At 71.2% G+C, this 24,602-nt stretch carries 18 protein-coding genes and 1 tRNA gene; 7 read left to right on the top strand and 12 right to left on the bottom strand.

The annotated features are described in order from the left end of the window. Nucleotides 1-22: 22 nt before the first annotated feature. The 5 genes from ACWEN6_RS20285 to ACWEN6_RS20265 all read left to right on the top strand — a co-directional run bounded on the left by ACWEN6_RS20285 (nt 23) and on the right by ACWEN6_RS20265 (nt 6,760). Complete coding sequence (locus tag ACWEN6_RS20285) at nt 23-1,831, top strand: BTAD domain-containing putative transcriptional regulator (RefSeq protein WP_452571763.1); 1,809 nt, start codon at nt 23-25, stop codon at nt 1,829-1,831. Nucleotides 1,832-2,006: 175 nt separating this feature from the next. Then, complete coding sequence (locus ACWEN6_RS20280) at nt 2,007-2,219, top strand: aroma-sacti cluster domain-containing protein (RefSeq protein WP_354852175.1); 213 nt, start codon at nt 2,007-2,009, stop codon at nt 2,217-2,219. Beyond that, nucleotides 2,216-5,281, top strand: coding sequence for an AAA family ATPase (locus ACWEN6_RS20275; RefSeq protein ID WP_452571761.1), 3,066 nt, complete (start codon nt 2,216-2,218; stop codon nt 5,279-5,281). Before ACWEN6_RS20280 ends, ACWEN6_RS20275 begins: the two co-directional genes overlap by 4 nt. Next, nucleotides 5,278-6,150 carry a S8 family serine peptidase gene (locus ACWEN6_RS20270; protein WP_452571759.1) on the top strand — a complete coding sequence of 291 codons (873 nt, stop codon included), beginning with the start codon at nt 5,278-5,280 and terminating at the stop codon, nt 6,148-6,150. The genes ACWEN6_RS20275 and ACWEN6_RS20270 overlap by 4 nt, the downstream gene beginning before the upstream one ends. Next, nucleotides 6,137-6,760, top strand: coding sequence for a GAF domain-containing protein (locus ACWEN6_RS20265; RefSeq protein ID WP_452571757.1), 624 nt, complete (start codon nt 6,137-6,139; stop codon nt 6,758-6,760). The genes ACWEN6_RS20270 and ACWEN6_RS20265 overlap by 14 nt, the downstream gene beginning before the upstream one ends. A gap of 74 nt (nt 6,761-6,834) precedes the next feature. Here the strand turns inward: ACWEN6_RS20265 and ACWEN6_RS20260 are convergent, their stop codons facing one another. Together ACWEN6_RS20260 and ACWEN6_RS20255 are read right to left on the bottom strand one after the other, a co-directional pair. After that, a complete protein-coding gene (locus ACWEN6_RS20260; protein WP_452571755.1) occupies nt 6,835-9,189 on the bottom strand; it encodes a prolyl oligopeptidase family serine peptidase in 2,355 nt (784 codons plus the stop codon). Between the two features lie 252 nt (nt 9,190-9,441). Beyond that, the gene (locus ACWEN6_RS20255) at nt 9,442-10,236 is read right to left on the bottom strand and encodes a nucleotidyltransferase domain-containing protein (protein ID WP_452571753.1); all 795 of its coding nucleotides are present in this window, start codon (nt 10,234-10,236) and stop codon (nt 9,442-9,444) included. A 402-nt stretch (nt 10,237-10,638) separates the two neighbouring features. Between ACWEN6_RS20255 and ACWEN6_RS20250 the strand changes: the two genes are divergently transcribed. After that, the gene (locus tag ACWEN6_RS20250) at nt 10,639-10,866 is read left to right on the top strand and encodes a hypothetical protein (RefSeq protein WP_452571751.1); all 228 of its coding nucleotides are present in this window, start codon (nt 10,639-10,641) and stop codon (nt 10,864-10,866) included. A 126-nt stretch (nt 10,867-10,992) separates the two neighbouring features. Here ACWEN6_RS20250 and ACWEN6_RS20245 read toward each other — a convergent pair whose 3' ends face one another. The 7 genes from ACWEN6_RS20245 to ACWEN6_RS20215 form a co-directional block, all read right to left on the bottom strand. Next, nucleotides 10,993-11,745 carry an MBL fold metallo-hydrolase gene (locus ACWEN6_RS20245; protein ID WP_452571749.1) on the bottom strand — a complete coding sequence of 251 codons (753 nt, stop codon included), beginning with the start codon at nt 11,743-11,745 and terminating at the stop codon, nt 10,993-10,995. A 145-nt stretch (nt 11,746-11,890) separates the two neighbouring features. Next, nucleotides 11,891-12,439: a hypothetical protein gene (locus ACWEN6_RS20240; protein WP_354927683.1), complete on the bottom strand. Its 549-nt coding sequence runs from the start codon at nt 12,437-12,439 to the stop codon at nt 11,891-11,893. After that, a complete protein-coding gene (locus ACWEN6_RS20235; protein ID WP_452571747.1) occupies nt 12,436-12,834 on the bottom strand; it encodes a hypothetical protein in 399 nt (132 codons plus the stop codon). The genes ACWEN6_RS20240 and ACWEN6_RS20235 overlap by 4 nt, the downstream gene beginning before the upstream one ends. A 132-nt stretch (nt 12,835-12,966) precedes the next feature. Further along, nucleotides 12,967-13,749, bottom strand: a complete 783-nt coding sequence (locus tag ACWEN6_RS20230; protein WP_452571745.1) for a hypothetical protein — start codon at nt 13,747-13,749, stop codon at nt 12,967-12,969. Nucleotides 13,750-13,774: 25 nt separating this feature from the next. Further along, nucleotides 13,775-14,251 (bottom strand): hypothetical protein, encoded by a 477-nt coding sequence (locus ACWEN6_RS20225; protein ID WP_452571743.1) that lies wholly within the window; start codon nt 14,249-14,251, stop codon nt 13,775-13,777. 45 nt (nt 14,252-14,296) lie between these two features. Continuing rightward, nucleotides 14,297-15,838 (bottom strand): hypothetical protein, encoded by a 1,542-nt coding sequence (locus ACWEN6_RS20220; protein ID WP_452571741.1) that lies wholly within the window; start codon nt 15,836-15,838, stop codon nt 14,297-14,299. After that, a complete protein-coding gene (locus ACWEN6_RS20215; RefSeq protein WP_452571739.1) occupies nt 15,835-17,286 on the bottom strand; it encodes a pyridoxal phosphate-dependent decarboxylase family protein in 1,452 nt (483 codons plus the stop codon). Before ACWEN6_RS20215 ends, ACWEN6_RS20220 begins: the two co-directional genes overlap by 4 nt. 1,408 nt (nt 17,287-18,694) lie before the next feature. On the opposite strand from ACWEN6_RS20215, the gene ACWEN6_RS20210 reads away from it, so the two are divergent. Then, nucleotides 18,695-20,632: a primary-amine oxidase gene (locus tag ACWEN6_RS20210; protein WP_452571737.1), complete on the top strand. Its 1,938-nt coding sequence runs from the start codon at nt 18,695-18,697 to the stop codon at nt 20,630-20,632. A 75-nt stretch (nt 20,633-20,707) separates the two neighbouring features. Here ACWEN6_RS20210 and ACWEN6_RS20205 read toward each other — a convergent pair. The 3 genes from ACWEN6_RS20205 to gyrA all read right to left on the bottom strand — a co-directional run bounded on the left by ACWEN6_RS20205 (nt 20,708) and on the right by gyrA (nt 24,580). Then, a tRNA-Ile gene (locus tag ACWEN6_RS20205) sits at nt 20,708-20,781 on the bottom strand. Between the two features lie 185 nt (nt 20,782-20,966). Further along, nucleotides 20,967-21,869, bottom strand: a complete 903-nt coding sequence (locus ACWEN6_RS20200) for a DUF3566 domain-containing protein (protein WP_452571735.1) — start codon at nt 21,867-21,869, stop codon at nt 20,967-20,969. Between the two features lie 209 nt (nt 21,870-22,078). Then, nucleotides 22,079-24,580, bottom strand: a complete 2,502-nt coding sequence (gyrA, locus tag ACWEN6_RS20195) for a DNA gyrase subunit A (RefSeq protein WP_452571733.1) — start codon at nt 24,578-24,580, stop codon at nt 22,079-22,081. Between the last annotated feature and the right edge of the window lie 22 nt (nt 24,581-24,602).

Below are 24,602 nucleotides of genomic sequence, written 5' to 3'. Positions count from 1 at the left end.
CGGCGCGAAATCAAGGACAGCTATGGGTAACGCGGCTTTTCGCCTTCACTGCTCGATACTCGGCCCGCTCGAGGTCCGGGTGGACGACTACACGGCGGTCATCGGCGCGCCCAAGCAGCGGCTGCTGCTGGCGATCCTGCTCTGCCACGCCAACGCCGTCATCCCGTCCGACCAGCTCATCGACGCGCTGTGGGGGGAGCGCCCGCCCCGGACCGCCCGCAAGAACCTGCAGGTGTACGTCTCGGGACTGCGGAAGATCTTCGGTGACCGGCTCAGCTTCGAAGGCTGGGGCTACCGGCTGTTCGCCGGGCACGAAGAGCTGGACCTGCTGCGGTTCGTGGAGCTGGCCAGATCGGGCCGCGCCGCCGTCCGCGCCGGGGACCTCGCGGTCGCGGCCGAGTTGCTGGGGGAGGCCGTGCGCATGTGGCACGATCCCCCGCTGGCCGAGTTCTCCCACGTGCCCCTGGTCGCCGGAGAGCTGGCACGCTCCACCGACCTGTTCCTGTCGGTGTACGAGGACTGGGTGGAGCTGGAGATCGAACTGAGCCACCACGTCGAGGCCCTGGCCTCCCTGGACCTTCTCGCCCCGCGCTTCCCCGCGCGCGAGCGCATCGCCGCGGCGCGGATGACCGCTCTGTACCGCTGCGGGCGCGCCTCGGAGGCCCTGTCGCACTTCGAGGGCCTGCGCCGCCATCTGGCCGCCGAGATCGGCCTGGACCCGAGCCCCGTGCTCAGGAACCTCTACCAGGAGATCCTGCGCGGCGAGGGACGGCGGACGGCGGACGGGGCGGGCCACGCCGGCGCCGGTCGCCCGCGCCCCATCCAGACCCTGGCCAACCAGCTACCGCGCGACATCGCCGACTTCGTCGGCCGGGAGCGGGAGGTGCGGCGCATCGTCGACGAGGCGGCCGCCGTCACCCTCATCACCGGCGGGCCTGGCATCGGCAAGACCGCCCTGGCCGTGCACGTCGCGCACATGCTGGCCCCCGGCTTCCCGGACGGCGCGCTCGTCGTCGCGCTGCGCCGCCACTGCGGCGACACCCGCGGCACCGTGGACCTCCAGCGGGAGCTCCTGGAGGGCGTCGGGCTGAACGTCGCGGGCATCCGCGACGACGACGTGCTGGCCTCGGTCTGGCGGTCCTGGCTCGCCAACCGCAAGATCCTGCTGGTCCTGGACGACTCCCCCGACGAGGCCAGCGTCCGCATGCTGCTCCCCGGCACCACGGCGAGCAAGGTGCTGGTGACCAGCCGCAGCAGGCTCAGCGGGCTGGAGTCGGTGACCCGGGTCGGCCTGGAGGAGCTGTCGGCGGCCGAGGGCCTGGAGTTCATGGGCAGGCTGATCGGCCACGACCGGGTGTTCGGCGACCTGCCCGCCGTCACGGCGATCTTCGAGCAGTACGGGGTGTCCCCCCTGGCGCTGCGCCTGCTCGGCGGCAGGCTGTCCGGGCTGCGTCACGTGCCCCTGGCTCATCTCGCGGAACGGCTGTACCGCTCGGAGAACATCCTGGACGAGTTCGTCGCGGGAGAGACCTCGCTGCGCGACCGGTTCGAGGAATGCTACAACCAGCCTTCCTGGGCGCACCGGCCGGCGTTCCTGGCCCTCGGCGCGCTACCTGGGCCGCCGTTCGGCCACGACGAGCTGGTCGCCGCGCTGGAGGGCATCGTGACCTCGGCGGAGCGGGCCATCGAGTCGCTGCTGGAGGCCAACATCCTGTCGGTGCCCCAGAAGACGGCAGACGAGGCCGAGGTGGTGGCCCACTCGATGGCCTACACCATGTCGCCGCTCGCCCACCGTTTCGCGACCGAACTGCGCCGCCACCATGGACGCTGAGCCGCCTGCGGAACCCGCCTCGTCCGGGTGGTGACCCACACGGCCAGTTTCGGCCCAGTTCGGGACCAGTATGGCGGTGGCATGGCGGCGCCATACTGCCGCCAAACCCTGCCTCACTAGCGTGTGGATCAGCAGTGGCCGGCAGGCCGCGGCGGGCGCGACCAGGAGGTGGCCGATGGACAGCCGCGAGATTCGGACCGGGCCGACGACGTTCGACGCGTTGGGGACCCTGCGCGAGGCCGGTCATCCGATCGACCTGCTCAGCGAGCGGCAGCGGCAGGTGTTCGCGGAGTTGAGCCGGCCGGAGGTCGAGCTGCTGAACTCCATCAAGACCCGCCTTGACGCCGTGGCGGGCGAGGTCGAGGGTCACGAAGTCAAGCTCGTATGACGGCCCCGGCGCCCCGCCCCGCGCGCCGCAACGTCGTCGTCCTGTTCATCGACCTGGTCGGTTCCACCGAGCTCGCGGAACGGCTCGACCCCGAGCTCCTCCGGCACATCCTGGACCGGTACTACCAGGCGTGCGCCTCGGGCATCGGCGAACACGGCGGCGTGGTCGAGAAGTTCATCGGCGACGCCATCATGGCCGTGTTCGGCATCCCCATCAGCAGCGAGGACGACGCCCTGCGCGCCGTCCGCGCCGCGCACACCGCCCTCGCGCGGGTGCGTGAACTGAGCGACGGACTCGCGCCCACGCACGGGATCCGGCTGGAGGTGCACTGCGGCGTCTCCGCGGGCGAGGCGGTGGTCATCGACACGCCCGGCTCGGACCTGCGCGTCATCGGCGACACCGTCAACACCGCGGCCCGGCTGCAGTCGGCCGCGGGCGCCGGGGAGATCCTCGTCGGCGACGAGGTCGGGCGCATGGTCCGCGCGCAGGCGCGGCTGGTCTCGATGCCGCCGCTCACGCTGAAGGGCAAGAGCAACCCCGTGCGGGCGTGGCGGGTGGTGTCGCTGGAACCGGAGACCGGGGGACGCGACGAGGGCGCCGTCCCGCTCGTCGGCCGCGACGACGAGATGGACCAGCTGCGCCAGGCGTACCGGCGCTCCTCCCGGGGCCGGCGGTGCTGCGTGGTCACGCTGCTCGGCACCCCCGGCATCGGCAAGTCGCGGCTCGTGCGCGACTTCGTCCACACCCTGCCGGAGGAGGTGACCGTGCTCGTCGGACGGTGCCGCTCGTACGGGGCGGGCATCACCTACCGCCCGGTGGCCGAGATGCTGGAAGCCCTCAACGGCTCCTGGACCGACATCGCCCCCCTGATGGAGCCGTCGAGCACGCCCGCGCTGCGCGGCCTGGTGACCGCCGACGCCTCCCGCTCCCCGCGCGGCGGCGAGGAGGCCGGCGTGGAGGAGATCTCACGGGCGGTGCGCACCCTGTTCGAGGCGCTCGCGCGGCACCGGCCGCTCGTGGTGGTCTGGGAGGACCTCCACTGGGCAGAGCCGACGCTGCTCGATCTGATCGACGATGTGGCGACGTGGCTACTGGACGTGGCGGTCCTGCTGGTCTGCGTGGCCAGGCCCGAGCTGCTGGACGCGCGCCCGACTTGGGGCGGGGGGATGGCGTGCTCGTCCTCGCTGGAGCTCGGCGCGCTCGACCAGGACCAGATGCGGCTGCTGGTCGCCGCGCTCTCGGCCGGGCGGGCGCCGGAGCCCGAGGTGGTCGCCCACGGCGTGGACGCCCTGTGCGTGCGGGTCGCCGACGGCTCCGACGGAAACCCGCTGTTCGCCGAGCTGATGCTGGAGACGCTGGTCGAGGACGGGGAGGACGCGCCTCTGCCGCCCACGATCCAGGCCCTGCTCGGCGCCCGCCTGGACCGGCTCGGCGAAGGGGAGCGCGAGGTGCTGGAGCGGGCCGCGGCGATCGGCCACGTCTTCACCGCCGACCAGCTCGGCCTGCTGTGGCGAGACGGCCTGGACGAGCAGGACATGGGCGAGTCGCTGCGGCGCCTGCTGCGGCACCGCATGATCCGGCGGAGGGAGGCGCCCGGCTCCTTCCAGTTCACCCAGACCCTCACCCGGGACACCGTCTACGCCATGACCCGCAAGGAACTGCGGGCGAGCTGGCATCTGGCCCTGGCCGACCGGCTGACCGGGTCTGGCCGGCCGCACCCCGGCGGCTCCTACGAGGAGTCCTCCCACAGTGACCTGACCCACCACCTGGAGGCCGCCTGCCACCTCACCCGCGACGTCCGCCCCGACGACCCGTCCCTGCCGGCGCTCACCGAACGGGCCGCCCGCGCCCTCATCGACGAGGGCACCCAGGCGCTGCACCGCAACGATCTGCCCGCCGCCGTCGGCCTGCTCGAACGCGGGCGCGACCTGCTGCCCGCGGGCGCCCCCGAGCACCGTCCCCTCGCGGTGCGCATCTGCGACGCCGGGGTGGCCCGCGGCGACGGCGACCGGGCCTTCGCCGCGCTGGACACCGCCGAGCGGATGCTGCCCGACGACCGGCGGACCCGGCTCACCTGCGCGATCCAGCGCGAGACGCTCGCGGTGCGCTTCGGAACCCGCCCCGTGGACCACGGAGCGCTGCGCGAGATGCTGGCGGCCGACCCCGAAGACGACCTGGGCTGGTGCCGGTTCCACCAGCTCGAAGCGCTCGCCCGCGCCATCGAGGGGCGCTCCGGAGCCGCAGAGGACGCCCTGCGCGAGGGCCTGGTCCGCGCGCGGTCGCTCGGCGACCGATACGAGGAGGACCGGCTGCTCAGCGGGCTGTGCGAGCTGGCGCAGTGGTCCCCCACGCCGCTGCGGGAGAGCCTCGCGCTGTGTGACGAGCTGTCGGCCAGGTTCGGCGGCGACCGCGCCCTGCTGGTCCCCGTGCTGCTCACCAAGGCGCGCCTGCTGGCCCTGTCCGGCGAGGTCACCGCCGCCCGGGCCGTGCTCGCCACCGCCGGGCGGCACGCCGGCGACCTGCACCTGGACATGGCGGCGACCGCCGTGAACCAGGTCCGCGGGCTGGTCGAGTCGCTCGTCGGCCGGCACGCGGAGGCCGAGACCCTGTTCCGGCGGTGCGCGTCGGCGCTGCGCCGCGCCGGTCACACCTCGCCGGGCAGGACGCTGGAGGCGTACGCGGCGCGCGAGCTGCTGCGCCAAGGGCTGGTCTCCGAGGCCGGGGAGGCGCTGGACCGGCTGGAGGCCGAGGCCGGACGCCCGCAGGTCCGCGGCGAGCTGGTCGTGCTCGCCGCGCGCGCCCGGATCGCCTCCCTCGGCGGCGACCACGGCGCCGCGCTCGCCTTCGCCGCCCGGGCGCGGGAGGCGCTGGACCGCACCGACGACCCGTGCCTGCGCGGCGACGTGCTGACCGAGCTCGCCCGCGCCTACAGCGCGGCCGGGCACGCCGCCGAGGCGGGCGACGCCGCGGAGCGCGCCTTGCACAGCTACCTGGCCAAAGGCGCCGGCCTGCCCGCGGGGCGGGTCCGCGCGTGGATCGCCGAACAGGAGGGACCCCGGTGACCCAGCCGCCCTGGCGCCGCGAACGCCGCGCGCACTTCCCCGGCCTGCCCGCCTGGAGCGCCGCCACCTCCCGGCTGGCCCTGGACGACTTCGGGGTCATCCGCCACGAGGAGGTCACCCAGCAGTGGGCGTGGGGCGGCGGCCTGGGCGCCGGGGTGCGCGTCTGCGTGCTGGACACCGGCGTGGACGGCGCGCACCCGATGGTCGGCGCGCTCGAACGATCGCTCATGGTCGCCCACGACGGCGACGAGCTGACCATCACCGACTGCGCGCCGGTCGACCCGGCCGGCCACGGCACGGCGTGCGCGGGGGTGATCCGGTCGATCGCCCCCGCGGTGAGCCTCACGTCGGTGCGGGTGCTGACCGACGGGCGCTCCGGCAGCGGCGCCGCCCTGCTGGCCGGGCTCCGCTGGGCCGTCGACGAGGGGTACGACCTCATCAACCTCAGCCTGTCGACCACCAGGAGCGAGTTCCTGCCGACGCTGCACGATCTGGCCGACCGCGCCTACTTCCGGCGGTGCCTGCTCGTCGCCGCCGCGCACAACATGCCGGTGCTGAGCTTCCCGTGGACCTTCTCCTCGGTCATCTCCGTGGCCAGCCACGACGAGCCGAACCCGATGACCTACTACTACAACCCCACCCCTCCGGCCGAGTTCTACGCGCGCGGCGTGCGCGTCCCGGTGGCCTGGCCGGGCGGCCGAATGATCCGCAGCAGCGGCAACAGCTTCGCCGCGCCGCACATCACCGGCATCTGCGCGCTCATCCTCGGCAAGCACCCGTGGATGACGCCCTTCCAGCTCAAGTCGGTGCTCTACCTGGCCGCTGCCAACGTCGTCGCACGCAACGGAGACGCCCATGTACCTCTATGACCACCCGTCCCCCGATGACGCCGAGATCACCGAACGCAGGTTGCTGCAGTCCATCGTGGAGGTGGCTCGCGAGGTGTTCGACGCGGCGGCGTCGTCGGTGTTCCTCGTGGACCCCGACACCGGCGAGCTGGTCTTCGAGGCGGTGTCGGGCGAAGGGGAGGAGCACCTGCTGGGGACGCGGTTCCCCGCGGGCACGGGCATCGCGGGCTGGGTCGCGGCGAGCGGCCAGCCGATGATCGCCGACGACGTGGCCGATACGCCGCAGTTCGCCAAGGACGCGGCCGAATCGACCGGATACGTCCCCAGCAGCATCATGGCCGCGCCGCTCGTCCGGCACGAACGCTGCATCGGCGTCCTTGAGGTGCTCGACCGGGCGAGCGGCGGGTCACGGGGTGAGCTGGCCGAGGTGAACCTCCTCGGCCTGCTCGCGACCCAGGCGGCGTACGGGCTGGAGCTGCTGCTGCGGCTGCGGTCCGCGAGCGCCGCCGCCTCCCCCGGCGACGACGTGCACGTGCTGCTCCAGCGCATCTCGGCGCGGGTCCCCCGGGGAGCCGGGACGACCCACCCGACCGCCCTGAAGCTCCTCGCGGTGGCCGAGGAGCTGCTGTGACCTCCCGCCGCCCGGCCCCGTTCCCCCGCGACGCGGCGCCACCGGGACGGCCGGCGGGACCCGCCTCGCCTCGATCAGCCCGATGACAGGTTCAGCGCGCGCCGCAGGAAGTCCAGCTGGTGGAGCAGCAGGTTCTCCTGCACCGACTCCTCGGAGGGCAGATGCGTCGCGCGGGGGAGCGGCAGCACCTCGTGCGGCCGTCCCGCCGCCAGCAGCGCGGCCGAGAACCGCAGGGTGTGCGCCGCCACCACGTTGTCGTCCGCCAGCCCGTGCACCATCAGCAACGGACGGCTCAGTGAGGACGCTTCAAGGATCGGCGAGCAGCGGTCGTAGGCCTCCGGGTGCTCGGCGGGGTGGCCGAGGTGCCGCTCGCGCCAGTGCGTGTCGTACAACCGCTGGTCGGTGACCGGGGCGCCGGCGACGGCGGCGTGGAAGACGTCCGGGCGCCGCAGCACCGCCAGGGCCGCGAGGTACCCGCCGAAGGACCAGCCCCGGACGGCGACCCGGCCGAGGTCCAGCGCCGGACGCAGCCGCGCCGCCTCCCGCAGCGCCGTGACCTGGTCCTCCAGTACCGGGCCCGCGAGGTCCAGGTGGACGGCCCGCTCCCACGCCGGGCCCCGCCCGGGCGTGCCGCGCCCGTCCACCACGAGCACCGCGAACCCCTGTTCGGCGAACCACTGCGACACGTAGGCCCACCAGGCCCGCTCGGCGGTCACCTTCCGCATCGCGGGCCCGCCGTAGGGGTCCATGAGCACCGGCAGCGGGCCGTCACGGTGCCAGGAGGGCAGGAACAGCGCGGCGCGCAGCTCGCGAGGGCCGAGCACCAGCATCTCGACCCGCGGCTCCAGCACCGGCCGCTCGGCCGCCGAGACGATCTCCACCCCGACCGCCTCACGCGCCTGCGCGGCCTGCTCCGCCGACCCCTGGACCGCCTCACGTGCCTGCGCGGCCTGCTCCGCCGACCGCTGGACCGCCTCACGTGCCTGCGCGGCCTGCTCCGCCGACCGCTGGACCGCCTCGCGTGCCTGCGTGGCCCGCGCGGACGGTCCGCCGTCCGCGCTGGACGCGGCGTCGCGGAGCACGACCGCGCGGGTGCCCGAGCGGTCGAGGGTGCGGGAGACCAGCACGGTCGTGCCCGCCCGGTGCGTGCCGGCGTGCACGCCCGGCTCCCGGCTGACCCGCCGCGGCCCCGAAACCGGGTCGTACACCCACAGATCTACGCACGTCGGGTCCTCGGCGGCGGCGAACAGCACCGTCTCGCCGTCCACCGCCAGCACCGCGTCGAGCTGGAGTCCCGGGGGAGTGACCGGGTGGCCGTCCGCGAGCAGCCTGCGCGTGTCGTCCAGGTCCGCACTGGTCAGCAGGACGCCCCGCGCCGTGCGCGCCGGCAGGCCCGGCACCAGCTCCACCCAGGCGTCGTCGCGCTGCTCGGCCAGCACCTCGGTCGCGCCGGTGGCGGGGTCGACGCCGAGGACCAGCACCCGGCGCTGGTCGCGGCTCTGCACGGCCGCGTAAGGTCCGCAGGCGTCCCAGCCGGCCCCGGTCAGGTACTCAAGCGCTTCGGCGTCCCAGTCCACCGCCGTCGGACTCGCGCCCTCCGCGCCGTCCGCGTGGGCGATCCACAGGCTCACCTCGGCGTTGGCCGTGCCGGCGGCGGGGTAGGGGAAGGAGACCGGCGGGCGGGAAGGGTCGGCGGGGTCGGCGATGTGCCAGCGCTGGACCCGGGCGGTGTCCACCCTGGCCACCAGCACCCGCCGCCCGTCCGGCGCCCACCAGTACCCGCGGTGCCGGCCCATCGACTCGGCCGCCACGTGCTCGGGAAGGCCGAAGACGACCTCGGGGCCGTCCGGCGCGGCGACCACCCGGTCCCGGCCGCCGTCGGCGTCCACCACGCGCAGCGCGCCGCCGCCGACGTAGGCGACGCGCCGCCCCGCCGGGTCCGGGCGCGGGTCGACGACCGGTTCGGCGGCCGGCAGGCGGCGCACCGCCCCGTCCGACGTGCGGCAGGTCCACAGGCCGCCGGACAGCGCGAAGGCCAGCACCTCGCAGGCGCCGTCGGCGGCGTAGGCGACGATGCCGGACGACAGCTCGCGGGCGCGCTCACGGCGGATGCGCTCCTCGGGCGACAGCCGTTCCTCCTCGCCGCGCAGCAGCGTCAGCGGGTCCACGAGCAGCCGCTCCCGCCCGGTCGCGACGTCCAGCGCCCACAGGCAGGAGACCGGGTCGTCCCCCGCCCTGGTGCGCAGGAAGAAGACCGTGCCGCCGTCGGGCGACACCGTGAAATGGCGGGGCACGCCGAGCGAGAACCGCCGGGTGCGGGCGAGCTGCCGCGGCAGCGAGATCGGCGGGGACGGCGGTGACGCGGCGAACGGCGGCGATGCGGCGGGTGGGGGTGACGCCGGGGCCGGGGATGCGGGGGAAATGGCCATGCTTCTCCTTCGTCGAGACGCCGGCCACCGCACCGCGTTCCGCTCTCAGGGCAGGACGCGCGACGGCGGCCGTGCGACCGGCGCGTGCGCGCCGATGGACACCTGAAAAGCAGGATGGCCGCCCCCGGAACCGGGAAAGCGGCCTTGCACAGGGAGAAAGTCTATCATTCCTGCCCGCCCGGCCCCCTCCGCCGCCGCGACGATCACGGAGAGGCCGGCCTCGGCGCACCCGCCCGGACGTCCATTGACCGGTCAGGACAACGGCACGCCCGACGCCCACGTCTCGCGGTAGGCCGCGACGAGCCACCGGTTGACGCGGTCCATGTCGGGGTGCTCGGGCAGGTCGCAGACCGGGATGAGCCGCTCGAGCCTGTCCTCCAGGTCGGCGGCGAGGGCCAGGGCCTCCTCCCTGGTGTGCGCGCCCTGCCGCATGCCGACGATGAGCGACCGCCAGGGCTCCGGCATGGGCAGGGTGATGCGGCCCGTCTCGAGGAGTTCCACGCCCTGGACGCCGAGGCGAACCATGTGCCCGGCGTATTTCGTGTCGTATCCGTACCGCGCGATGAGTTCGGGCCGGTTGGTGCGCTTGCCCTGCGAGTGGTCCACCATGCGGTCGCGCTGCGAGCGCAGGTAGCCGAGGAACCGGTGGCCGGCCTGCCGGGACAGCACGAGGCCCGGGTCCGCGCGCAGGTCGCGCCCGAGGTCGGTGACCGACACGATCTCGGACTCCGGGACGAACAGCGGCAGCAGCACGGTGGGGTTGCCGCCCACGGCCAGGCGCATCCACTTACGCAACGAGTACACGGTCAGGTCGAGATCACCCGGGCCGGAGCGGACGCCTTCGGGCTGGGTGCGGTACACGTACTGGTCGAAGTGGCGCAGGCCGATGACGTAGTCCGGCGGTTCCAGGCAGATGCCCATCTCGTCGCGGTCGTCGGTGCCGGCGATGGCCGTACCGTGCACGCCGGAGCCCACCTGGCAGCGCAGGATGGTGAGCGCACCCGCGATGGCCTCGTGCTCGGGGGTGGAGTGCTTGGTCCAGCTCAACGGACGCCACCTCTCTCACTACGTGGCCGACCTATCACCTCTGGCAACGTGATCGCCGGACCATCTCTCGCGCCGTGACTCCGGATCATCTCTCGCGCCGCCTGCCTGGAGCAACGGAGTTGTCCCCAGGGTGCCTCCGCCTCCGCGTGGACGCCTCGTTCTCGGTGGATCATGCTCGGAGCCGTTTCCCCGCCCCCGGCGCCCGTGCGTGGTGAACCTTTCACGCCCGCTCCCCCTTCTCTGCACCACGATCCAGGTCACGCGCGCCCGGATCCGCCCGGGTGGGCGCGATCTGGCCGGGCGTCATCCGCGATGCGATAGTGCGGGTGCCACTCGCCTCCCGGACGCGAGCGTCCGCGTACAGGGCGAGCGGTCCCCCTTATCCGGCCGCAGGAGGATCGCATGCGCAAAATCAGAGCCCTACTCGTCTCGGCCGCTCTGGCCGCCGGCCTGTCGCTGTCGCTCGGCACGGCGCCCGCCCAAGCCGAAAGCATCAGGTACGTCTACTTCCTGTACTCGGACTGCGTGAACGGCGGGCAGCTCGGCATCCAGTGGGGCTGGTGGACCTCCTACTACTGCTCCTACCAGAGCGTCGGCCCCAACGACTACCGGTACTTCCTCTACGCCTGACACCTGCCGGCGTACCTGACGAAACAGCACGCGGTGCGCGGCGCGGGCCACCCGCGCCGCGCACTCACTTCCCCGGCGGCCCGCCGCGCTCAGTGGCGGCGGACCTACAGCCGCCGCTCCGCATCGTCAGGCGGACATCAGAGTGACCGGTCGCCCTGGAGCGGGGGAGACGAGCAGGTGGTCGAGACCGGCTTCGGAGAAGGCGGTGTGCACGTCCGCCTGGTCCTCGGTGAAGTGGCTCCAGCCCTCGACATGGAGCGGCACGACCTGCCGGGCCTTCAGCAGGCGCGCGGCGACCACCATCTCGGCGGCGTTCAAGGTGAGCCGCTCGTCGAGCATGGGGACGCGGACGGCGCCGCCGAACAGCAGCGCGACGTCGATGGCCGGGAACCGCCCGGCGATGAGCTCCACGTACTCCAGCGAAGCGTTGTCACCGCTGACGTAGACGGTGGGCGACCCGGCGCCGGAGAGCACGAAGCCGGTGACCTGACCGACGATGGGCTCGCTTCCCGGCGGGCCGTGCAGGGCGGGAACGGCGGTGACGCGGACCGGACCGACGTCGTGGTGTTCCCAGGGTCCCAGCGGAGTGACGCCGGTGTTCGCGGCGGCGTCGGGTGTGCTCAGGGTCAGCGGCGCGGCGGCCATCGCCTCGCGGCCCAGCTTGTCCAGGTTGTCGGGATGCTGGTCGTGGCTGAGCAACACCATGTCCACCGGGCCGAGGTCGGCGAAGGAGAGGGCAGGGCCGGTGGTCTTGGTGAGCGTGAGCGGCCCGACGGAGTGATCCCCCGGCGGATCGAAGGTCGGATCGGTGAGGATGCGCAGCCCGCCGAGCTCCAGCAGGGCCGTCGGGCCGCCGATCACGGTGATGGTGGTCGTCATGAGCAACTCCGTTCGCCGCGCACCGCCGGTCATCTGCGAACCACGTTAACCGAACGGACGCGGGCCGTCTCCGGCATGTCATGGCCGCCGCCGGGCGGCCATGACGAGCCCTCCTCACCACACCGCGCTCACCGGTCCCGGGACCTCAGACCGGCAGTACCCGCAGGGCGGGATAGTTGGCCGAGTTCAGGTACACCTTGTCGGTGCCGTGTTCCTTCTCCAGCTCCAGAACGAACCGATAGCGGTAGACCCCCGGCTTGGCGTCGCTCATCACCGCCCCGGCCCAGTAGTAGTAGACGGCGGTGTACTGGTCGCGCATCCGGTCGGGAGCGCCGTAGACCTTGAGTTCGGTCATGATCCGGCGCTCGGCGACGTCGTCCTCGTCGCCCTTCTCGATGTCGAGGAAGACCAGGTTGTTGATCTTCGGCATCGGGGGCCAGGTGCCGTCCGGACGGCGATGCATGTCGATCGGGCGGACGATCCAGTTGATCACCTGCCCCTGCTTGCAGATGGTCTCCAGATGGTCGCCGCCCTGCCCCACGCCGCCGACGCTGTTGTCCATCATGTAGAGGCAGCCGTCCAGGGACTTCGTCGCGGCGGCCTTCTCCATGTCGACGAGGGTCACCACGTTCAGCTGGACGGAGTTGAGCTGGCCGCGATCGGCGAAGTCCGTGGCCGCGTACGCCTGGGTCATCGGCCTTCCTTTCCTTCGCCGGCGGCACTGGTCAAGGCCGGCCGGGCGGTGGGAGTGAACGGCGTGCCGACGGTGCCGAGCAGGAAGGAGAGCCGGTACGGCACCGGTTTGGTGAGGTCCTGCTTGACCTCGGCGGTCCAGAACACGATGTCGGTGCCGGGATACACCTTGCGCGTGGGCTCGGCGATCCGCGGGTCGATCTCGATGTCGGCGAGGGTCACGTAGGTCTCGCACTCCAGCGGGATCACGTTCCACAGCAGCGTGTCGCCCTTGCGTACCCGGCTGTGCAGCTCCGGGGTGCCGAAGCCGGAGGACCCGGCGGCCTTGTTGGTGTCGTAGAGGTAGAGGTTGTCGTCCAGGTTCTCCGACGCCAGCGCGGCCACGGGGTCGATCACCGCGGTGATCGTCACAGGCCGTGCGGGCCGGTGTTCGGACTGTCGGTTCCTCGGGGGCAATGCGGCTCCTTCGTTCGCGAAGATGCTCCGGGTCGGACCGGGTCGGACCGGGTCGGAAGGGGTCGGGCCGGGTCAGACGGCGGGAGGGACGGCCGGGAGGGGGAGGACGCCCAGTCCGGCGCCGGTGAAGGCGTTGCGCTTCGGGTCGTTGGTGATCTTGAGGCTGGACTCGCAGGTCAGGTCGACGGACTGCCAGACCAGCTCGTCGTTCTGCTCGACCAACTCGTGCAGCTGGACGTGCACCGTGTACGGGTAGACCCCCGGCCGGCTCGTGTCCACGGTCGCGGCCCAGTACCAACCGTCGTAGACCATGTCGGGCGACCCGTACTGGGCCGGGTACATGATCTTCTCGCTGACGGCCTGGCCGGTGATGTCGGTGATCACCGGGGCCGGGTAGTTGTACGCGGCGGCGCTGTCGGTGGTCTTCCCGGTGACGTCCAGCAGCTTGGCCGCGGTCATGCCCCGCCCGCCTGCCTGCTTGCGGGGACGCTTGCCGACCCTCTGCTGCAGCCGCGCCAGCTCGGCGCCGCTCGCCTGGCCCTCGCCGCCGAGCGCGGCCAGCTGCTCCAGCGTGCGCCGGTCGTGGGCGCGCTCCTGCTCGGCCAGGTAGTTGCGCGGCACCGTCGGAGGGATCGCCCCGAGCGCCGCGGGCAGCCAGTTCAGCACCTGCTCGGTCGCCTGCGACCCGTCGAGGAAATAGGTGCCGGGCACGATCGTCACCAGTTCCCCGGTGCCCTCTCCGGCCGATCCGAGAAACTTCATGTTGTCGAACCAGTAGGTGTTGCCGTCGAGGGACCGCGTCCGAAGCGCGTTCTCGACGTCGAACAGCACGATGATCCCGTGTTGCTGTGCCATGGAACCGCCTTTCGCAGAACGTGGCTCACACGCGCAGCAGCGCGGGCGAGTCGATGTGCAGCACGCTGTTGGGCCCTTCGTGGAGCTTGAGCGAGAGCCGGTACCGGTAGGGCACACCGGGCGCCATGGTGTAGGGAACGATGCCCTCCCACACCAGCAGGTCGTGGTTCTCCTGCCCGTCGGAACCCGTGGCGTCGGACACCGGAACGGCAGGGGGCTCCACCGGGTACGGCGGCACGCCAGGGTCCTGCGAAAGCGGGATGGCCGCGCCGGGCAGGAACTCGATGGCCTGGATCTCGACCGGGGTCTGCACGTCCACGTGGATGGGCGTCCACTGGACCACCTGCCCCGGGACCACAGCCGTGACGAGGTCGGGGGTGCCCTGGTGCCGGCTCCCCGCCGAGCCGTCGTCGACCAGCGAGATGTTGCCGTTGTGCAGCGTCCGATCGGACAACGCCCCGACGGCGTCGACCATCACGACGATGCTGACCTTCTCCTTCATCGATCCTCCTTGTCGGATTTCCTGGGCTGACGGGCGGTCACGCGCTCAGCCCCGGTCCCTGACCAGCGGCGTCTTGCCGACGGCGGTCCGCTCGATCTGCGGCGAGGAGGGGGGGACGAACACCAGCCGGAACTCGTATCCGGTCTGCTCGATGGCCATCGCGTTCGCCTCCCGGTCGTTGAACAGCGACAGGGAGCTCGGCAGCGCCTGGGTGAACAGCCGCCGCGTCCCGCTCGGGCCGAGGGCGTGCTCGACGGCCGCGGCCGTGCCCTCGGCGTCGTCCACCGCCGCCAGCAGAGTGAGGATCCGGTCCTCACGGTGGTTGTGGAACTGGACCTCGTGCGCGACCAGGTCCAGGTCGACGCCGGACGCCATGTACAGCCGCCCGCGCAGGGCGGCGTAGGCCAGCGTCGCCGAGTACTGGCTGTCGTTGAGGTGCAGCACATCGGCGGTGCGCCCGGCGAACTCGAATCGCTCGGTGCGCAACCCCGGCCCGTCCAGGGCGGGGCGGCGGATCATCCGGTCGCCGAGCTTGAGCCGGAGCAGCGGCGTCTCGTCGGCGTGCAGCCGGGTGACGACCAGCTCGCCCTCCTCCCCTTCGGCGACGGCACGGCCATGCTCGTCCACGATCTCCACCAGGTGCAGCCCCGGCACGGCGGACAGCGCCGGCGAGGTGTGGTCGAGCTGGAGCCCCACGCATTCGGCCTGGGTCGCGGCGAAGTAGCTGAGGATCGACACGTTGGGGAAGAACGCCTGCAGCTCGTCCCGCTTGCGCTGCGGCAGGGAGCCGCTGCCGTACATGGCGACCCGGAAGCTCGCCCTGGCCTGCGGCGTCAGGCCCGCACCGAGCTCGGGCAGGAGCGCGATGCCGGCGGTGATCCCCATCAGCGCCTTGTGACCGGGATAGGAGAACATGTGCTCGAGCACCGGTGCGCTCACCGGCCCCGCGCCGATGTAGTTGACTCCCGGGACCTGGGACAGGACGCCGCCGACCATGGTGCCGCTGCTCCACATCTGGTAGTCGGCCAGGGTGGTGAACAGCCAGCGCGGCCCGGGGCCGCTCAGGTAGCGGCCGAGCTGGTAGGCGCCCATGAACGCCCCGGCGATGCGGTAGGTGTCGCGCAGCTCCCTCAGGGAGTACACGATCTCCAGGGGCATGCCGTCACCGGTGCCGCCGCTGGCCACCACCTCGAACCCGCCGCGGTCGAGCGGCACGACCATGCCGGCCCGCGCGCCCATGAACATGTCCCTCTGCACGATCTTGTCCGAGAGCGGGATCCGCTCCCACTCGGACATGTCGGTAGGGGCGCTGCGGATCCCGAAGTAGTGCAGCCGCTCGCGCCACAGCGGGTTGAGCAGGGCGATGCCGACGAGCTGCTGCAGCCGGCGGAACACCAGCGCGTCCTGCAGGCCGAGCGGGGACTCGCAGTACGGAGTCCCGGTGAGCCGCCCGCACTCCTCCAGCTTCTCGCCGAACGACGGCAGCCGGGTGACGTCGTCCACGGAGCGGGGCCGCAGCTCCTCCTCCGGGATCAGTCGTGCCGCCAGGTCCGCCGAGGCGGTGACGTCCAGATCGGTCATGGTCATGAATGACTCCCGTCGCGCTGGTCGTGCCGGGCCGTGGCGCTCGCGCGCAGCACTCGTTGCCCGATGTCCCTGATTTCGGCGATGAGCATGGCCAGGTGGTCGGCGTCGATCAGGTGGTTCATCACCACCACGCGCAGCGCCGCCACCCCGTCGATGTCGACCTTGGAGATGAAGAAGCGCCCGCCGTCCCGGATCCGGTTACGGATCTCCAGCTGCAGCCGGTGCACGGTCGCCGGGTCCACCCCGTCCGGCCGGTACCGGAAGCACAGGATGTTGGACTCCGGTTCGTGCGCCACGGCGAAGTCCGGCTCGGCGGCGACCATCTGGTACGCCTGCCGGGCCACCGCGCACAGCCGGTCGATCTTCTGCGTGAACAGCGCCGGCCCGTAGACCGACCAGACCGCCCAGAGCGGCATGATCATCGGGCGTTTCGTGCACTCGAAGTTCTTGTCCGCGCTGTCGTAGGCGCTGTAGACGTCCGGTTCCTCGTCGAAGACGTAGCTGGCACGCTGCCGGAACGCGCCGCGCGCCGCCGTCTTGTCGCGGTAGAAGAGCAGCGTGCAGGGCGCCGGCATGAACAGCATCTTGTGGGCGTCCCAGGTCAGGGAGTCGGCCCGCTCGATGCCGCGCAGCTTGTGCCGGTGCCGGTCCGACAGCAGCAGGCTCGCCCCGTGCGCCCCGTCCACATGGAGCCAGAGCCCATACCGGCGCGCCAGGGCCGCGAGCTCCTCCAACGGGTCGAACGCGCCCATCGACGTGGTCCCGGCCGTGGCCACCAGGCAGAACGGCCGCAGGCCACGCCGGTGCGCTTCGTCCAGTGCAGGGGCGGCCAGATCGGGACGTATCCGCCCGGCCCGATCGACGGGGAGCCGGACGATCTGCCGTTCTCCGATGCCGAGCACGCCCGCCGCGCGCGTGACGCTGTAGTGCGCCTCCTCGCTGACCGCGATGGCGGGGCGGCCCGGCGTGCCGCCGGCGCCGGCCGTCCAGATCTGCGGGAAGGCGCGGTTGCGGGCGGCGAGCAACGCGGTCAGGTTGGCCAGGGAGCCTCCCGAGGTGGTCACCATGGCGAACCGGTCGGGGTCCCCGCCGATGTACCGATTGAGTTCCTCGGCCATGAGCCGCTCGGCGACGTTCGGGAGCTGCCCGGCCTCATAGAAGGAGGAGGGCTGGTTGACCACCGAGCCGACCAGGTCGATGAGGCTGGCCAGTGGCACCACGCCGGAGAACTGCCGGCCCATGTAGCCGGGTGAGTAGACCGGGATGCCGGTCTCGGTGTACAGGTCGACGATCTGGTTCACCCGATCGGCGTCGAAGTCGGCGATGCCCTGCCGTTCGAGGGTCATCAGCTCCCGCGCGGCCTTCAGCAGCGCCTCCGGGTGCAGGAGGTCGAGTCCCCGGACCGACTGGTCGACCAGATACGTCGTCAGGCGTCTGACGATGTTCACGGCGCCGTCGTGGAAACGTCCGGGGTCGAAGGCCGCGGTGAGACCGGGCGTGGGCGAATGGGAACTTTCACCGGTCACCGGCTGCGGAAAGGAACTCTGGACATCGGAAAGCGAACTCGTCACGGAGAGGACTCCAAATTGGTCCGGAGCCGAGAAACCCTCATGTGATCGCGTTCGACCGGGAATTCGGGCATGACGAACTGAATTCCCGTGCGATCACATGAAAGATCTCGAGAACAAAGGACGATCTGCGGTGGAACGTCGAGAGAGGAAGAGCTTCCCGGCGACCGGGACGCGAGGTGGATTCATGCCCTTACGGACATGACCTGACGCGTTGTATCGGTCCAATACCTAGGCGGAATGCCGGTCGATGACAGTGGCAGGGCGTGCGAGGGACTCTTGACCTTCTGGTAACGCTACGTCCAAGTGGCTCAGCCGGTTCGGCGGCGATGATGTCGATGATCAGATTCTGGTGGAGGTCCACCGTGGATGGAACACGGTGAATCCCGCCTTACTCTCACCTGTCGCACTCAGCGGCACGCTCGTCATGTAGATGACCTAATCATCGCCGACAGTCCGGCGCAAGGCCTCAGATGGAGATGGGCTGTCAGAATCAGGCCACGGTCCCGCATGGTGATGGAGGTGCGGGCATGTTCTGCTAGGTCTGGTTTATCGCATCTTATGAGTTTTTCTCATAGATCCTGATGGTGAAGTGTGCAGGTCATGAAGCCGGCGGAGAACATCGGACACCGACCGGTCGCCCGCACGCATGATCGCCGCCCGGCGAGTGCCCCTTGTCCAGGAGAACGTCTCCGCTTTTCGGTCATGGCGAAAGAGGGAGCTGTGCGCGCCAGGAAGATAAAGCACCCGGATCGAGCTCGCCGACGCCATTTTCGAGTACCCGGAGATCTGGTATAACGGACGGCGACGTCACAGCAGCCCGAAGATACCGGCGCCGATAGCGTTCAAGAACACGATCAGCACGGCACGAAATCCACAAATCGGACTCAAAGAAACCCCGGGCACGCCTCAACCTCACCCAAGCCGAGCTATCAACCTGCTCACATTGGAAATCCTGGCCGACACGGCGCTCTCCCCGCTGATCGCCGGCCGGAGCCTCTCGCTGTCGCTTTCTGGGAGAGAATTCCGTCACGACTCCCCCGCACCGGCGTTGAGGTTCATCCGCGCCGGCTCCGAGTCGACGGAGGTTTTCCGAGACGAGGCCGAGGACCTCCGGCACACCATCTCGCAGGCCACCCACAGCGCGGTCATCGCGCCGCGCTCTTCTCTGCTTTCACCGGCTGGGCTTCCTGCTGTACGCCTCGGTGCTCCCGTCCCACAACGTGCCCACCCATTACCCGCACGGCATATCCGGAATTCGACGCGGTCCCACCCGAGAGAGGATCCCATGACCACTCCTACCACCCCGGTTTCCAGCCTTACCGCGGCCGAGATCGAGCGGACCGCCGTCCTGGTACGCGAAGCCGGCCTGGCCGGCGAAAGCGTCCGCTTCGTCTACGTCGGCCTGCTCGAGCCGCACAAGCAGGAGGTGCTCGCGTTCCACGCCGGAACCGGGCCGAGACCCGACCGCCGGGCGCGGGCGCTGCTGCTCGACACCGCGACCGGCGACGCCCGGGACGTGACCGTCGACCTCACCGCCGGCGCGGTGGCCGCGATCACCGACGTCGACGGCTCCCACGGCGGGATGCCCATCCTGGTCGAGGAGTTCATGTCGGTCGACGGGATCCTCGCCCAGGAGCCGGCCTGGGTGGACGCGCTGGCCGAGCGCGGCCTGACCCCGGAGCAGGTGAGATGCGCGCCGCTCTCCGCCGGCTCCTTCGACCTGCCCGGCGAGCAGGGCAGGCGCATCATCCGCGTGCTCTGCTTCGCGGTGTCCGACCCTGACGGCCACGTCTGGGCGCACCCGGTGGACGGGCTGAGCGCCTACGTCGACCTCGTCGAGAGGAAGGCGACCGAGGTCATCGACATCGGTGTCTTCCCGCTGCCGCGGGAGCTGAGCGACTTCCATCTCCCGCGAGGGCGCCCGGCGCCGTTGGAGACCTTGAGACCCATCGAGATCACCCAGCCCGACGGGCCCTCGTTCCAGGTCGAGGGCGACCGGGTCACCTGGGCGAACTGGTCCTTCTACTTCGGGTTCGACGCCCGCGAGGGCCTGGTGCTCCACCGGCTCGCCTACGCCGACCCCGACCACGACGGCGAGGTCCGGCCGGTCGTCTACCGCGCCTCCATCGCCGAGATGGTCGTGCCGTACGGGGATCCGGCGCCCGTCCGGTTCTGGCAGAACTACTTCGACACCGGCGAATACCTCTTCGGCCGATTCGCGAACTCGCTCACCCTCGGCTGCGACTGCCTCGGCGAGATCCACTACGTCGACGTCGACCTGGCCGACGAGACCGGCGACGTGCGGCGCATCCCCAACGCGATCTGCCTGCACGAGGAGGACCACGGCACGCTCTGGAAGCACACCGACATCTACACCCCGAACTCGGCCGAGGTCCGCCGCCAGCGCCGCCTGGTGATCTCGTTCTTCACCACGATCGGCAACTACGACTACGGCTTCTACTGGTATCTCTACCTGGACGGCAGGATCGAGTGCGAGGCCAAGCTCACCGGCATTCTGTTCACCTCGGCCTACCGCGGGCCGCGAGAGTCGCCCTACGCCGCCGAGGTGGCCCCGGGCCTGGGCGCCCCCTTCCACCAGCACCTGTTCAGCGCTCGCCTCGACATGATGGTCGACGGCCCGCGCAACGCGGTCGACGAGGTCGACGCCGTCCGGGTGCCGGTCTCACCGGAGAACCCGTACGGCAACGCCTTCAGCTACGCCCGCACCCGCATCGCGAGCGAGGCCGAGGGGGTGCGCAGTGCGGACGCCTCGGTCGGGCGCACCTGGCACGTGGTGAGCACCGAGCGCACCAACCGGCTCGGCCGGCCGACCGGCTACGTACTGCGCGCCCAGCAGAACCCCACCCTGCTGGCGGACCCGTCCTCGTCGATCGCCGCACGGGCGGCCTTCACCACCCGGGATCTGTGGATCACCCGGTACGCACCCGACGAACGGTACCCGGCCGGCGAGTTCGTCAACCAGAACCCGGGCGGCGACGGCCTGCCCGCGTACGTCGCGGGTGACCGGCCCCTGGACGGCGAGGACGTCGTGCTGTGGCACACCTTCGGCGTGACCCACTTCCCGCGGCCCGAGGACTGGCCGGTGATGCCGGTGGACCATGCCGGTTTCTCGCTGACGCCGTACGGGTTCTTCGACCGCAACCCCACGCTGAACGTGCCGGCCAACGAGGCCAGGCACTGCGAGCACCATCACGGCGACTGAGACGCCGGCGCCGTTGCGGTGGTGGCCGCAATGAAAAGCCCCGGACGGAGATCCGTTCGGGGCGGTTTATCTGGGTGGGGCTACCAGGACTTGAACCTGGGACCTCTTCCTTATCAGGGAAGCGCTCTAACCGTCTGAGCTATAGCCCCGCTGGCGGAGAGAAGACTATCGCCTCCGTGGCGCGGAAGCGAACGGTCTCACCGACAGGGAAAAGCTTACCGTGCTCCGGGGCCCGTCCGCGCCATGGATTTCGCCGGTGATCGCCCGCGCTGGTGGAGCCGCGGGCGATCGGGGGCGTCGACGGCGTGTGCCCGGCCGCGGGCCACGGGTGGGGTCACTCGGCCTCGCTGAAGGTCACCTCGACGCCGCCGACCAGGTCGGAGGCAACGTTGTAGATGACGGACCCCAGCGTGGACAGGGCGGTGATGAGGACGACGTTCACCGCGCCGAGCAGGGCGGTGTAGCCGAGGATGCGCACCGGCTCGAACCAGGACTTGATGTCGATGCCGGCGCTGGTCTTGCCGTCGGGCACCGTGAGCTGCGTCACGGTGTTGACGATGGAGTCGAAGACGCCGAGCGCCGACAGCACCCCGTACAGGACCGCGACGGCCACGAAGAGCACCACGAAGCACACCAGCGAGACGACGAAGCTGAACTTCATCGCCGACCAGGGCTCAACCCTGCGCAGCACCAGATGGGCCTTGCGGGGCGCCTTGGGGGCCGCCGGCTTGTCGCGGGGCTCCGGACGGGCGCTGGCGATGGGGTCGGGCGTGGCCAGGGCCGACACGGCGCCGAAACCCTGCCGGGTGCCCGTGGCGCCCGGACGGGGCCCCGGGCCGGAGCCGGGCGCGCCAGGGCCCCCACGGCCGGAGCCGGGCGCGCCGGGACCGCCGGGAACGGCACCCGACGAACCGGGACCTCCGGGCGCGGTACCGGGCGAGCCGGGGCGTCCCGGGCCGGAGCCCAGTGTGCCAGGTGCCGGCGAGCCGGTGCGCGGGGCGGCGGCAGGCGTGGGACGCGGAGTGGCGGAGGGCGCGGGACGCGCGCTCGGACCGGCGTTCGGCCCGGGCGCCGGAGGCGTCTGCGGCTTGGGCGAGGGCCTGGTGGGGCCGGCGCCCTGGCCGTCGGCGGCGGGCGACCAGGAGTTGTCGGGCACCGAGGAGGAGCGGATGTGCAGCGTCGCGTCCGCTCCCTCGCCGCCTGCGGCGGGAGCCGCCGCGTCGTCGTCGTTGGACACGACGACAACCCTGTCATCACTCTGGTCGGCCGGGGAACGGACCTTGCCCGTACTTTCCGAGGTGTTCACGCTCTCCGTCACCTGATTGCGCGTCGAGGAGTTCACCGAGGACGCCGGACGGGCGGCCTTTGGCGTGGCGCGTTTGCGGTTCGCCGAGGTGCCGGTCGGTTTACCGGGCCCGCCGGAACCACCGGAGTTGGCCTGAGGGCTCATTCCTCGTCATCTCCCCCGTTGTCCTCGGAGTCCAGCGCTTCGGCGTTGCGGGCGAGGGCAACCACGCTGTCTCCCTCTGAGAGGTTCATCAGGCGCACTCCCATGGTCTGGCGGCCGGACTGCTTGATCTCACCCGCACTGGTCCGGATCACCCCGCCGGCAGAGGTGATCGCGAACACCTCGTCCTCGGGGCTCACCATGACTGCTCCGACCAGCTTGCCACGGGCACTCACAATCTTCGCAGTCAGTACACCTTGCCCGCCTCTTCCTTGGACAGGATATTGATCCGCGGGTGTCCGCTTCGCATACCCACCTACGGTGGCGATAAGCACGTCGGCGCCGTCGCTGACCACGTTCATGGCCAGCAGTTCGTCGCCGTCGAGGAAGCGCATGCCGATGACGCCGCTCGTGGCCCGGCCCATGGGGCGCAGGGCGTCGTCGGAGGCGGTGAAGCGGATGGACTTGGCGCCGCGCGAGATCAGCAGCAGGTCGTCCTCCTCGGAGACCAGCCGGGCCGCGATCACCTCGTCGTCGTCGCGGAGGTTGATGGCGATCAGACCGCCGGACCTGGGGGAGTCGTACTCCGACAGGCGGGTCTTCTTCACCAGGCCGCTGCGGGTGGCGAGCACCAGGTACGGGGAGACCTGGTAGTCGCGCAGGTCGAGGACCTCCATGACGTGCTCGTCGGGCTGCATGGCCAGAAGGTTCGCCAGGTGCTGGCCGCGCGCGTCGCGGCCGGCGTCGGGCAGCTCGTAGGCCTTGATGCGGTAGACGCGGCCCTTGTTGGTGAAGAACAGCAGCCAGTGGTGCGTGGTGGTGACGAAGAAGTGCTCGACGATGTCGTCCTGGCGCAGCTGCGCGCCGCGCACGCCCTTGCCTCCGCGCTTCTGGGCGCGGTAGAGGTCGGTCTTGGTGCGCTTGGCGTAGCCGCCGCGGGTGATCGTGACGACCATGTCCTCTTCGGCGATGAGGTCCTCGATGGACATGTCGCCGTCGTAGGCGATGATCTCGGTCTTGCGCTCGTCGCCGTACCGGTTGACGATCTCGCCGAGCTCGTCGCCGACGATCTGCCGCTGGCGGCTCGGCGACGCCAGGATCTCCTGGTAGTCGGCGATCTGCGTCATCAGCCCGTTGTACTCGTCGGTGATCTGCTGGCGTTCGAGGGCGGCCAGCTTGCGCAGCTGCATGTCCAGGATGGCCTGGGCCTGGATCTCGTCGATCTCCAGCAGCTCCATCAGGCCGCCGGACGCCTGCGCCGCCGAGGGGGAGCGGCGGATCAGGGCGATGACCTCGTCCATGCGGTCCATCGCCTTGAGCAGGCCGCGCAGGATGTGGGCGCGCTCCTCGGCCTTGCGCAGTAGGTAGCGCGTGCGCCGGACGACGACCTCGATCTGGTGCTCGACGTAGTGCTTGACGAACTGGTCGATGCGCAGCGTCCTCGGCACACCGTCGACCAGGGCCAGCATGTTGGCGCCGAAGGTCGTCTGGAGCTGGGTGTGCTTGTAGAGGTTGTTCAGCACGACCTTGGCGACCGCGTCGCGCTTGAGGACGATCACCAGGCGCTGGCCGGTGCGCGAAGAGGTCTCGTCGCGCACGTCGGCGATGCCGTTGACCCTGCCGTCCTTGACAAGCTCGGCGATGGTCAGCGCGAGGTTGTCCGGGTTGACCTGGTAGGGCAGCTCGGTGACGACCAGGCACTGGCGGCCCTTGGGGTCCTCCTCGACCTCGACGATGGCGCGCATGGTGATCGAGCCGCGCCCGGTGCGGTAGGCGTCGTCGATGCCGCGCCGGCCGACGATGAGCGCGCCGGTGGGGAAGTCGGGGCCCTTGACGCGCGCGATGAGCGCCTCGAGCAGCTCCTCCTCGGAGGCCTCGGGGTTCTCCAGGCACCACTGGACGCCGGAGGCGACCTCGCGCAGGTTGTGCGGCGGGATGTTGGTCGCCATGCCGACCGCGATGCCCGCCGAGCCGTTGACCAGGAGGTTCGGGAACCTGGACGGCAGGACCATCGGCTCCTGCGAACGGCCGTCGTAGTTGGGCTGGAAGTCGACGGTCTCCTTGTCGATGTCACGGAGCATCTCCATGGCGATCGGCGCGAGACGGCACTCGGTGTACCGCATGGCGGCGGCCGGGTCGTTGCCGGGGGAGCCGAAGTTGCCCTGGCCGTCGACCAGCGTGTACCGCAGTGCCCACGGCTGCGCGAGCCGCACGACCGTGTCGTAGATCGAGGCGTCGCCGTGCGGGTGGTAGGAGCCCATCACGTCGCCGACGACGCGGGAGCACTTGAAGTATCCGCGGTCGGGCCGGTATCCGCCGTCGTACATGGCGTAGAGCACGCGCCGGTGCACCGGCTTGAGGCCGTCCCGCACGTCCGGCAGCGCCCTGGACACGATGACCGACATCGCGTAGTCCATGTAGCTGCGCTGCATCTCGGACTGGATGTCGACCGGTTCGATGCGGTCGGCGGGCGGCCCAGGCGGGGTGTTGACTTCCGTCACGGGTGGTACGTCCTTTTCGGAG

This window comes from Sphaerisporangium sp. NPDC004334 (assembly GCF_053602655.1).
The sequence above is the reverse complement of the archived record's forward strand: the minus strand, read 5'-3'. Positions and strand labels throughout refer to the sequence as shown.